This window comes from Shewanella abyssi, assembly GCF_023284025.1.
GTDB lineage: Bacteria > Pseudomonadota > Gammaproteobacteria > Enterobacterales > Shewanellaceae > Shewanella > Shewanella abyssi.
In genome coordinates, this window is sequence record NZ_JAKIKR010000051.1 from 1 (window position 1) to 12,164 (window position 12,164).

General features: G+C 44.6%; 12 protein-coding genes. 1 reads left to right on the plus strand and 11 read right to left on the minus strand.

The window, feature by feature from the left end; all coding sequences use genetic code 11:
- Window positions 1-323 precede the first annotated feature (323 nt).
- Window positions 324-725, plus strand: a complete 402-nt coding sequence (locus L2755_RS17785; RefSeq protein ID WP_248982022.1) for a MarR family winged helix-turn-helix transcriptional regulator — start codon at window positions 324-326, stop codon at window positions 723-725.
- 294 nt (window positions 726-1,019) lie between these two features.
- Here the strand turns inward: L2755_RS17785 and L2755_RS17790 are convergent, their stop codons facing one another.
- The 11 genes from L2755_RS17790 to L2755_RS17840 form a co-directional block, all read right to left on the minus strand.
- On the minus strand, window positions 1,020-1,412 hold the full coding sequence (locus L2755_RS17790; RefSeq protein WP_248982023.1) for a tyrosine/phenylalanine carboxypeptidase domain-containing protein: 393 nt from the start codon (window positions 1,410-1,412) through the stop codon (window positions 1,020-1,022).
- Between the two features lie 98 nt (window positions 1,413-1,510).
- Window positions 1,511-1,612 carry a hypothetical protein gene (locus L2755_RS17795; RefSeq protein WP_346348104.1) on the minus strand — a complete coding sequence of 34 codons (102 nt, stop codon included), beginning with the start codon at window positions 1,610-1,612 and terminating at the stop codon, window positions 1,511-1,513.
- Between the two features lie 437 nt (window positions 1,613-2,049).
- Window positions 2,050-2,508, minus strand: coding sequence for a hypothetical protein (locus L2755_RS17800; protein ID WP_248982024.1), 459 nt, complete (start codon window positions 2,506-2,508; stop codon window positions 2,050-2,052).
- Between the two features lie 561 nt (window positions 2,509-3,069).
- Window positions 3,070-4,356, minus strand: a complete 1,287-nt coding sequence (locus tag L2755_RS17805) for an NAD(P)/FAD-dependent oxidoreductase (protein WP_248982055.1) — start codon at window positions 4,354-4,356, stop codon at window positions 3,070-3,072.
- Between the two features lie 176 nt (window positions 4,357-4,532).
- Window positions 4,533-5,348, minus strand: coding sequence for an ABC transporter permease subunit (locus L2755_RS17810; RefSeq protein WP_248982025.1), 816 nt, complete (start codon window positions 5,346-5,348; stop codon window positions 4,533-4,535).
- Window positions 5,345-6,250: an ABC transporter permease subunit gene (locus tag L2755_RS17815; protein ID WP_248982026.1), complete on the minus strand. Its 906-nt coding sequence runs from the start codon at window positions 6,248-6,250 to the stop codon at window positions 5,345-5,347. The genes L2755_RS17810 and L2755_RS17815 overlap by 4 nt, the downstream gene beginning before the upstream one ends.
- A 10-nt stretch (window positions 6,251-6,260) precedes the next feature.
- A complete protein-coding gene (gene potA / locus L2755_RS17820; protein ID WP_248982027.1) occupies window positions 6,261-7,397 on the minus strand; it encodes a polyamine ABC transporter ATP-binding protein in 1,137 nt (378 codons plus the stop codon).
- Window positions 7,398-7,507: 110 nt separating this feature from the next.
- Window positions 7,508-8,608, minus strand: a complete 1,101-nt coding sequence (locus tag L2755_RS17825; RefSeq protein ID WP_248982028.1) for a polyamine ABC transporter substrate-binding protein — start codon at window positions 8,606-8,608, stop codon at window positions 7,508-7,510.
- Window positions 8,609-8,880: 272 nt separating this feature from the next.
- Window positions 8,881-10,230 carry a glutamine synthetase family protein gene (locus tag L2755_RS17830; RefSeq protein WP_248982029.1) on the minus strand — a complete coding sequence of 450 codons (1,350 nt, stop codon included), beginning with the start codon at window positions 10,228-10,230 and terminating at the stop codon, window positions 8,881-8,883.
- Between the two features lie 2 nt (window positions 10,231-10,232).
- A complete protein-coding gene (locus L2755_RS17835; protein WP_248982030.1) occupies window positions 10,233-10,994 on the minus strand; it encodes a gamma-glutamyl-gamma-aminobutyrate hydrolase family protein in 762 nt (253 codons plus the stop codon).
- Window positions 10,995-11,465: 471 nt separating this feature from the next.
- The gene (locus L2755_RS17840; protein WP_248982031.1) at window positions 11,466-12,014 is read right to left on the minus strand and encodes a cupin domain-containing protein; all 549 of its coding nucleotides are present in this window, start codon (window positions 12,012-12,014) and stop codon (window positions 11,466-11,468) included.
- Window positions 12,015-12,164 lie beyond the last annotated feature (150 nt).

The window sequence follows — 12,164 nt, forward strand, 5'->3', positions numbered from 1 at the left end:
ACACTAATCACAGCGGCCTAAAGCTCCCTCTTACGACCAAGGTTATGCTGATAATAATCATATTTATCTTAATGTCATTAATATTTAATATATATGCATGTGCAAGCATATATATTAAATATTAATGACATTAAGATAAATATGATTATTATCAGCATAACCTTGGTCGTAAGAGGGAGCTTTAGGCCGCTGTGATTAGTGTTTAGCAATAAATAGGATTGTTTTCACATCAGTTGCTGGTAAATGCTATAATACCCAATCTACATGTATGTGCATGTTATTTGGGACTTATTATGATACCGCTATGTTTGGTGTGGCAAAGAATGAAGAACGTTGTAGACAGTGTAGAAAATCAAATTGCTAAAAATCTTCAATATGATCACGGATTAGGTCTTACGGACTACCGTGCTTTGAGGTTACTCTCCGATGCATCAGATTCAGAGTTGCGAATGCAGGAACTGTCTAGTCTCTTGGGGTTAAATCAGAGTTCTGTTACGCGTCTCGTCGAGCGGCTTGAAAAAAGGGGCTATACAATTCGAGATCTGTGTCCCAAGGATAAAAGAGGCGTTTATACCGTATTGACTGGACGCGGCAGAGAAATACAGGAGCTTGCAGGGAAAGATTATGAGGGATATCTAATCGCTGCTTTGGATATGGTGTCCTCTAATGAAGAAAATAAGGTCATAGTTGAAAACCTTCGTCAGTTGACATATAGCCACTCTTAAAAATATTACCAACTATAAAATGCTAAACCGATTCTGTTGCCACTGGCCGTTGCGGTAATAGCCTGCCCAGCCGTAGCTGGGCGGCATACAACCTGTGCAACCAATCAACTTTATTAGCATGATGCACAGCAATACCACGACAAAACTGCTCCCATATTCAACTGGGTCGCTGCTGTGAAATCTACCGCCCATTACAAGTGTATTTTAAAGCAGTGACAATGCAATACCCGCCACATGGTCGGTACACCTCAGCAGGCATATCTTCTTGTGTTTAAACTCTCCTCTACTCGGATTTTAGCTGTCTGATATGTATTCCAGAGGTATGAGCAGATAATCGAGCACTGCAGTATCGGGCGTCGCTGTATGTTGCAGCCCAAATAGCGCGACGGGGTTTTCAAGCATGTTTCGTTCAACCATTTCACTGATAATAGGCAAGTCGAGTAAGCCCGCTTTACCCTCCCGTAAGTTGTCCAATGGCATGGTTTTACTCAAGTTCACTATATCCCTAAAGCCTTTTAAATAGAGGACGTCTTTAGTAAAGCCACCACCGCGATAGACGCGGCTGGTTAAGTTTCCAGAGCAATACTCGCTGTAAATCACCACGCCTTCTTGGGTGTGGGTATTGCCCACTAGACCAAGAGACAGTACCCGTAACGACTGACGCCTAGCGTTAATCGTGGTCAACATATGCACACCAAGTTAATGATATGCAAATGCGATTAACTCTTTAGCGCTGAACATGGCGTCTTTATTGATGAACAGACTGCCCTTTTCATTGTTCACTGTCACGCATGGTTTAAATTGCTGGTAGTCGCTAGCGCCACAGTATGGCCGCGCGCAACGCACTCATGGATTAACCGAATAGTAGTATCAGTTTCAGGCTCGATGTTTTCCCATGGCTACATCAAAAATAAACAACACAGTGATTCAGTTAAAATGACCTGAATCAGACCATGATATCTATCTATCTATCTATCTATCAATACAAGTTGAACTAGATAAGGCGGCGTAATTCACACCACTTTTTAAAAAACACAAATAGAAATATTCCTTGGAATACAATTTACTTTTGTTGTTATAAAACATTTGATGAGCATGATAAAAAACAGCTCTACATCGATAACGCAGCAGTCGGCATTTCCTCCTCAAGCGAGACAGTTTGCGCTAACGCAGCGCGGAGAGTTCAGCATATAAGCTGAGGTTGGCAGGATAGATTGTCGAGTAAAACGGGTTAAAGCAGCACCTTTAGTGGCTTAAAAGTAAAAAGCGAACCCAGTTCATATTCATAATGAACGGTTCGCTTTTTTAATAGAATAATAAAACGCTATTTACAAACGCACTTTGCCGATTGCTCACAAGGTGCTGCGGCAGCAATAGTACACATACCGCTACTATTACCCGATCCGACACACCAAGCATTACAATCAAACTTATCTGGATGACCGGTGTCATTAGCATGAGAGTGAAGCACATCTTTACCAGGATTTGATTCGACAAGAAAGCCATCTTCCATACATGCTTCGCCAAACATTCTGCCGTTGGGAGTGCCATTTTCATCGGTACCAATATGGCAACCTGCAACACCGGGAGCGACGCCATCACTGTCTTTCCACCAGGTCTTTTTCCCTTCCATCCAATCACTTGGCTGGAAGGCAAATACCCCTTTAGCACCTGGCATATCTTTAGCGCCACTAGAAGGAGCGGCATCATGGCCGTCACCCGCGACTGACAGGGCAGAAAAAACAACACAGAAAAGCAATACTACCGTTTTTAAATAACTCATATTAATCCTCTAAACCTCAATTATATTGGCAAGATTAATTAGGCTTATGGACCCAAACAGCAAATCTTCATTCAGCATAAAATACTGCCTTAAAAGCTAGCAGCGCCGTGTAGCATTATCAAGTTAGATTAACTCATCGCGTTTTACACACTTAATGCTAGTCGTGGCTGATGTTAAGCTCTCTCAGCCGAATTTCGCCTTAACACCCAAAGAAAAGCCTGGCTCAATCACAAAAACAGCACAAGCTGTGATCGGTATCAAAAAAACAGTGTGACAATTATGGGATAGTTGTTACAAGCAACAGGATGTATCTCATAAACAAAAAGAGAATTGATGATGGATTTTATTAAGCATGTTCCCGCGTTATTTTATGTTTTAATCAGCATCTGTGCGGTTGAACTGCTGGTGATAGGTTTAGGTGTAAGCATTAACAAGCTCCAAAAACGCTTTTCGAAAAGCTAAGCTGAACTCAGGCTAATTAAGCCCACACTCGTCAAATGAAAAAAGCCTACTTACGTAGGCTTTTCGTTTTGAAGCGTGTTGTCACACTCTTACCAACCTTTAAACACCTAACTTGTCGCGCATGGTGTAATACCAGGCACCAATCGCACTGAAAGGCACTTGAAGCTTATGGCCACCTGGGAATGGGTAATGGGGCAGTCCTGCAAATGCATCAAATCGAGTCGCTTGACCGTTGATGGCTTCGGCCAATATCTTGCCCGCTAAATGGGTGTAAGTTACCCCATGACCACTGCAACCTTGTGAGTAGTAGATATTGCTGCCGATACGGCCCACTTGCGGTAAACGAGACAGCGTCAACAGGAAGTTACCCGTCCAGGTATAGTCGATTTTAATATCTTTAAGTTGCGGAAAAGTATTCAACATTTTAGGGGTCATAATCGACTTAATGTCTGCTGGATCGCGAGCGCCATAAACCACACCGCCACCATAAATAAGACGGTTATCACCTGATAAGCGGAAGTAATCCAATAGATAGTTACAGTCTTCAACGCAGTAATTTTGCGGCAATAAGCTTTTTGCTAGCTCATCACTTAGCGGTTCAGTGGTGATCACTTGGGTGCCACAGGGCATCGCCTTAGCTTGCAGCTGTGGTATTAAACCGCCGAGATAGGCATTACCTGCCACCACCACAAATTTAGACTTCACGCTACCGTGAGCCGTGTGTACTACTGGGTTTTCACCCTCTTCGACCTTAATCACCGCCGAATCTTCATAGATCTTACCGCCCAAGGACTCTACAGCTTTAGCTTCACCGAGCGCTAAATTCAGTGGATGAATATGACCCCCGCTTTTATCCAGCAGGCCACCAACATAAGCTTCTGTGTCGACGACTTTGCGGATGTCACTTTTATCCAACAGCTCAAGGTGATTCATGTGACCATGCTTTTCCCACAGCACTTTTTGCGCTTGTAGATGGCCCATCTGCTTGTCGTTAAGCGCGGCAAACACGCCGCCATCTTGTAGGTCACACTGAATGTTATATTTGCTAATGCGCTCTTTAATAATCCGCGCGCCTTCAAATGCCATCTCTCCGAACAGCTTGCCAGCTTCTTTGCCGACCGTCTTTTCAATCGTGTCGATATCGCGACTAAAGCTATTGACTATCTGGCCACCATTGCGGCCCGATGCGCCCCAACCTATGCGCGCAGCTTCGAGTACGGTGACGCTATAACCCATCTCTAAAAGATGCAATGCGGTCGACAGACCGGTATAACCGGCACCGATGATACAAATATCCGTATCGATGTTGTCTTGTAGTTGCGCACGCTCTGTTTTGTCGTTGGCTGATGCCGCGTAATATGAATCTGCGTGTGGAGTACTGGTCATGGTTTCCGCCTGCCTTTGGTTATTTATTATTGACATAACTTCTGTCCTTTACGCTTTAAAAAGCGAATCTTACAATCTCGATAAACGAGCTGCTTAATAGCTCATCGTCTTCAACTTAGCTGCTAATATTTATGGCCGACAATGCAGAGAAAGCCCTAGATTGTCGGCTCAAATAGCTAAGCTGAGCTTGCACGCTGCTTGGCTTCGGCTCTGCGGGCAAAGTACCAAGAGACAAATGCGATTAGCGATACCAACAAGATAATCAAGGTCGCTAAGGCGTTTATCTTTGGCGATACCCCCATTCTTACCGATGAGAACACCACCATAGGTAAAGTTGTGGCACCAGGGCCAGAGGCAAAGCTGGCGATAACCAAATCATCAAGAGATAAGCTGAACGATAACAACCAACCGGCGATTATCGCCGGCGATATCATTGGCACCGTGATGAGGAAAAACGTCTTTAACGGCGTTGCTCCCAGATCCATTGCGGCCTCTTCAATTGAACGGTCGATCTCACGCAGCCGAGAAGACACCACCACTGCAACGTATGCCGCACAGAATGTCGAATGCGCAATCCAAATGGTGAGCATACCGCGCTCAGCTGGCCAGCCTAGAAAGTCAGCCATATGCACAAACAGCAACAGCAGTGACAATCCGGTGATAACTTCTGGCATAACCAGTGGCGCAGTGATCATATTTGACAGGGTAAGCTTGCCCCACCCACGGGCAAAACGTGTCATCACAAATGCCGCCATGGTGCCAAGGATCACCGCCATCGTGGAGGCATAAAAGGCCACCTGTAAACTGGTCCCTACAGCATCGAGGATCTGTTGATCGCGAAACAGTTCGCCATACCATTTAATTGAAAAACCGCCCCAAACTGTCACCAGCTTGGATGCGTTAAACGAGTAAAATACCAGAACAAACATAGGGGCATAGAGAAAGAACATTCCCGCCCACAGCATTACGGTAGAGAAACTTAACTTCTTCATGCTTCTTTCTCCATCTCGCGCGCCTGATAATGATGAAATAGCGTGATGGGGATAATCAATAACCCTAACATCACAATCGCTAATGCAGAGGCAACCGGCCAATCGCGGTTATTAAAGAACTCTTGCCATAGCACTTTACCTATCATCAAGGTGTCCGGTCCCCCCAGTAACTCAGGGATAACAAACTCACCCACCACCGGAATAAACACCAACATAGAGCCGGCGATAACGCCGCCCTTAGATAAAGGCAATGTGACTTTCCAGAAGGTATTGAGGCTACGAGAACCAAGATCCGATGCAGCTTCCAATAAGCTCATATCCAGCTGCGACAAGGTCGCATACAGAGGCAGGATCATAAATGGCAGGTAGGTATAAATAATGCCGATATACACCGCAGTATTGGTGTTTAATATCTGCAGCGGCTCAGAGATAAGTCCGGTCCACATCAATATATTATTGATAACACCATTATTGCTCAAGATCCCCATCCACGCATAAACCCGGATAAGAAACGAAGTCCATGTCGGCAGCATCACCAATAGTACCAACAGCATTTGGCTGCTCTTAGGTGCTCTGGCGATGGCGTACGCCATCGGGTAACCGATAAGCAAACAACCAATAGTGGAGATGGCTGCCATCTTCAAGGAACTCAAATAGGCGTTGTAATACAGTGAATCGTCAAGAATGAGCAAGTAGTTGCCCAAATTAAGCATGATATTGAGTGACTCTTCAGCGTATTCAAGTAGCGGCTCGTAGGGAGGTATAGCAATAATTGGAGTAGAGAAACTAATCTTAAGTACAATGGCGAAGGGCAGTGCAAAAAACATTAATAGCCAAAAGTAAGGGACACCTATGGTCCAGCATTGGCCTTTGGGTAATCGAAATTTTAACGGCTTTTTCATGATCGATTCCTTATGATCTAAGGACCACTCCGCTGGTGGCCTCCCAGCTAATGAAAACCGCTTCTTCCCACGTTGGAGGATCTGAACGACGTTCACGGTTAGTCATGATAGTTTGGATTAACTGCTTATTCGGCAGGCGGATGTAATACACCGAAATACCGCCTAAATAAGCAATATCTTCAACCACACCACTGGACCAGTTATGCTCACCTTGAGGTTGCTCGCGGGTAATGCGGGTCTTTTCAGGACGTACTGCTACCCAAACGGTTTTATCCTCGACGCTGGTGGATACACCATGAGCAATAAATATTTTTTGTGCCAAACCTTGGCTTTCAATCATCAGGTGATCGGCTTGATCTTCAACAATCTGGCCTTCAAACAAGTTAACGCTACCAATAAACTCTGCAACCATACGGCTATTTGGGCTTTCATAGATATCGGTCGGTGAGCCGGTTTGTGCGATCCAGCCATCATGCATGATCGAAATTCGCGCCGCCATGGTCATCGCTTCTTCTTGATCGTGGGTCACCATTACGCACGTCACACCAACAGATTCAAGAATATCCACCACCTCGAGTTGCATCTGGGTACGCAACTTCTTGTCGAGCGCGCCCATTGGCTCATCGAGTAGCAGTAATTTAGGCCGTTTAGCGAGTGAGCGCGCCAACGCCACCCGCTGACGTTGACCGCCCGACAATTGGTTAGGCTTGCGCTTGGCATAAGCTTCCATATGCACCAGCTTTAGCATCTCCTGCACCCGCGCTTCTATCTCTGCTTTTGGTAACTTGTCTTGCTTCAGTCCAAAGGCAATATTTTGCGCCACTGACATATGTGGAAAGAGTGCGTAAGACTGAAACATCATATTGATCGGTCGTTCATGTGGCGGCATATCGGTAATATCTTCGCCATCAAGAAAAATACGTCCTTCAGACGGTTTTTCAAAACCTGCAAGTATGCGTAGCAAGGTTGATTTACCTGAACCCGACCCCCCCAGCAGTGCAAAGATCTCGCCTTTTTTAATACTCAGTGACACATCATCTACTGCGCGCACTTCATCAAATAACTTACTGACTCGGTCGATCTGAAGTAGCACTTCGCCTTGCGTCTTTGTAATCGGTTTATTGGTGACGCCCAAGGTACTAGCCATATTACTTCTCCAACAGATAAGCCTTAAGATCAAAGGCTCATCTTTTAAAATTGTGTCAATTTTTGCTGTTGTTCAAAAAGGGCAAGGTAAACACCTTGCCCAAATTTTGACTAATAACCCGATTTCACTTTTGTCCACACACGTGTCAGTGCACGTTGTGATTTCATTGGACGAACATCACCAACATAAAGGCGATCTAACACCTCTTTTGTTGGGTAGATAGAAGTATTAGTACGCACCTCCTCATCAACCAACGGCAATGCAGGTACGTTAGGGTTAGCATAAGCAACGTAGTTACTAATAGGCGCAATCACTTCTGGACGAAGCAGGTAGTTAATAAAGGTGTGGGCATTTTTCACGTTAGCGGCATCGGCTGGAATGGCTAACATGTCAAACCATAAATTTGAGCCCTCTTGTGGAATTGAGTACTCAATAACATTGCCGTTTCCCGCCTCTTCAGCACGGGCTGCCGCTTGGAAAATGTCACCTGAATAACCAAATGCAACGCAGATGTCACCATTAGCTAAATCAGTGATATAACGTGAAGAATGGAAGTAAGTAATATAGGGACGCACTTTACTTAACACTTCACCGGCCTTCTTAAAGTCATCCGCTTTAATACTGTTAGGATCGAGTCCTAAATAGATGAGTGCCATTGGGATCATCTCATCAGCACTGTCTAGCAGAGAGATACCACACTTAGACAACTTCTCAGCGTACTTAGGATTAAAGATAAGCTCTAATGAATCAACTGGTGCTGCTTCACCTAACGCTGCCTTCACTTTATCGACGTTATAACCGATGCCGTTAGTGCCCCAAAGATAAGGTACTGAGTATTGATTGCCTGGATCGGCAGACTCAAGCTGGGTCATTAACTCTGGGCTTAAGTTTTTATGGTTAGTGAGCTGGTTAGAATCAAGCTTTTGAAATGCGCCAGCTTTGATCTGCTTGGCTAAAAAACTATTTGATGGCACTACGATATCGTAACCTGAGCGGCCTGAAAGCAACTTCGCTTCAACCACTTCATTACTGTCAAATACATCGTAAATAACACGAATACCCGTTTCTTTATGAAAATTCTCTAGCGTGTCTTCGGCAATATAATCAGACCAATTATAAACCCGAACGACCTCCTCTGCGTAAGTGGCACTACTGGCCAAAACACTTGCTGTGACGAGGGCTAAGGTCGTTACCTTTTTTAAAAGCTTCATGCTATCTCCTGTTTAGCGTAGCAGTAGAAATACCTTTTCTACTGTTGCTGCATTGTGTTGCCGATTTATCGGCTTTAGTTCTTATTGTTGACCAATGCTACACCTGAAAAACCGCATCGGCAGTCGGTACTGCTTTACAGCTTCCATATAGATAACGTTGTTTGACTACAAACAACGTTATCTATATGGATAACTCCTTTATATTTGTTAGTTTTATATTCAGAAACGCTATTGGTGCCAATCCCCAAAATCAGCACCGACAGCGACAATACTTAAACGGTTAGCAATAGGAACTTACGCTCCCAAGAACTAATCACTTGGCGATAGTTTTCTAAATCTGCTTGCTTCACTGCGATATAACCATTGGTAAAGGTTTCACCTAAATACTCGCGACATGCGGAGCTTTCAGCCATCACAGCCAAGGCTTCTTCAAGCGTTAACGGTAGCGAAATTCCACTACGAGTTTCATTGGCTCGTCCTTGAACAGGAGTCAAAGGCTTAACGTCTTCAACCATGCCCATATAGCCACACAACAGACTAGCGGCTATCGCCAAATAACTGTTGGCATCAGCGCCGGCGATACGGTTTTCAACACGGAGGTTTTGCGGTGAAGATTCTGGAATTCGTAGACCACAAGTACGGTTCTCTTCGCCCCATTCCAAGTTAACCGGTGCAGAAGTCCCCGGTAGGAAACGGCGGAAAGAGTTCACATTCGGTGCGAATAACGGCAGTAGCTCAGGAATGAACTTTTGTAGGCCACCAATATAGCTATAGAAAAGCGGGCCTTTTGTACCATCTCCATTAGTGAAGATGTTTTTACCTGATTTAATATCAACAATGCTCTGATGCAGGTGCATCGCGCTACCAGGCTCGTTAGTAATTGGTTTTGCCATGAAGGTGGCGCAGACTTTGTGCTTAAGTGCGGCTTCACGCAAGGTACGCTTAAATACAAACACCTGATCAGCCAGAGAAAGCGCATCGCCATGAGAGAAGTTGATCTCCATTTGAGCAGTACCCTCTTCGTGGATCAAGGTATCGATATCTAACCCTTGGATCGCACACCAATCATACATATCTTCAAATAGCGGATCGTACTCATTCGCAGCATCAATCGAGAAGGACTGGCGTCCAGACTCTTGACGGCCAGAACGCCCAATCGGTGGGATAAGCGCTTGATCAGGATCTTCATTAATACGGGTAAGATAGAACTCCATCTCTGGTGCAACGACCGGCTTCCAACCCTTATCTTCATATAACTTGAGCACTTTTTTAAGCAGGTTACGCGGAGACAACTCAATAGGATTACCCATTTTGTCGTACGTATCATGAATAACCTGTGCAGTGGCTTCGATAGTCCAGGGCAGCTTAAAAACAGCATTTTCGTCAGGGACACATACAAAGTCGATATCGGCAGCATCCAATAAAGCGTCATAGGCCGTATCTTCAACATAATCACCGGTCACGGTCTGCAAAAGTACGCTCTCGGGTAAGCGCATGCCCTTCTCATCAATAAACTTACCGACAGGCGCAATCTTGCCTCTGGCAATACCGGTCATATCAGCAACAACACACTCTACTTCGGTGATTTTTTCGTCTTTTAAATAGCTAATTAATTTTTTCATTATTATTTTACTCTGCTGATTGCACGGCGCTGACATGCCTGACTAAAGGCTTTAAAGATTGCGGTATAAAAAGCGCTATCTAACGCTTTCCACTCCGGATGCCATTGAACGCCTAATGCGAAATTTTTCGCGTCTTTAACTGCAAACGCTTCTATTAATCCATCCTCTGCATATGCTTCTGGCCGCAACCCAACACCCAGGCGATCAACACCTTGTGTGTGCACAGAGTTTACCTCTGCGGAGCTGCGGCCCCAGGCCTCGTGAAGCAATCCTCCAGGTTCTATCTTGACCTCATGGGAAATACCGTACTGCTCTTCGACGGCTGCCGTTTTATCTTCGCGATGCTCAATAAAGCCACCGACTTCATGCAGTTTTTGATGCAAGCTGCCACCAAACGCCACATTCATCTCCTGAAAACCTCGACAAATGCCCAGCACTGGAACCCCAGCTTGAATTGCGGCATGAATTAACGGCAGGGTGGTCGCGTCACGTTTAGGGTCATGATGGCTTCCCGCTTCACTTGCAGGGCCATCGAAATGGTGAGGTTCGATATTAGAGGGGGAACCGGTAAATAGAATGCCGTCTAACCGTGATAACACGATTTCTGCTGGGCAATGCCCTAGTGCAGGAATAATCAACGGCCATGATTGAGTGGCATCGGCAATGGCTAATAAGTATTTTTCGCCAACTATGTTAAATGGATGCAATCCTAACTGCTGATTGCATGCCGTCACACCGACTACTGCGAGCCCTACTTCCGACATATAACACCTTCAATCCTTCGTATTAAGAGTTTTTTCAATGGTTTTTATAATCGTTTTTATCTTGATTTACGAAATTTCTAATAATGAACAGTTACTAGCCGAATGTTCGTTTTTTCACACACTACACTTAATTTTGAAACTAGGCAAGAGGTTAACAGAAAGGAATGGAAATAATCAAAAAACAGAAAGCCAAGGCAATTAGAAACAATGACTTATGGTTACTTGCTGATATTTACAGTACTCATCAACAAGTTATTACAACAATAACCGAGCACTTTAGTCATGTTTGATGTTATTGACAGAGCTCACACTAAAGTCGTACTGATGCTTTATATTATTTACACAAGATGGCAGGGATATGATCAAGATTGACACGATGAGTACGGTTAACAGTGGAAAGTGGGTACAAAAAAGCCTTAGTCGCTAGATAACTTATCTGGCGACTAAGGCTGCATCACATGGGACGAAGTATTAGAAGTTTGCTGGAGTCGTAGCACTCACTATGCGGCAAGGCGCATCAAAAGGGTTGCGAAAACGATGGGGTAACTCACTGTTAAAGTAATAGCTGTCACCTTCACAAAGCTCGAATACCTCATCACCCACAGTCAATTCAAGTTTGCCTTCAATCACCATGGCCGCTTCTTCGCCTTCATGTTTGAGCATCTCTATACCAGTGTCAGCACCGGGTGGATAGGTCTCGCTCATGACAGACATTGCACGGTTAGGAAAGTCTCGTCCTATTAATTTAAAGTCTAAAACACCATCGCCGATATCCAGCAGTTCATCGCTACGATAAACCACCTTTTGCTCACTTGCTGTCTCATCTTCTATTGAAAAAAATTCCACCAATGACAATGGTAAGCCTGATAGGACCTTTTTCAATGAACTGACAGACGGGCTGACACTATTTTTCTCAATCATTGAGATGGTACTGTTTGTCACGCCAGCACGCTTAGCAAGTTCACGCTGCGATAAGCCCTTTAACTTTCTAATCGTTTTAAGGTTTGCTCCAATATCCAAACTCTTTCCCCTCATTGAAGTTGTCGTTCTATGCCTCCAACAACATGCAGAACAATAAAACGCACCGATTCGGCTCCAAAACAATACTGGCAAATTAAAGCAAACATTGTTCATACAGTCGTGCGAGTTTGTATTCTACAGGAAAGCGTG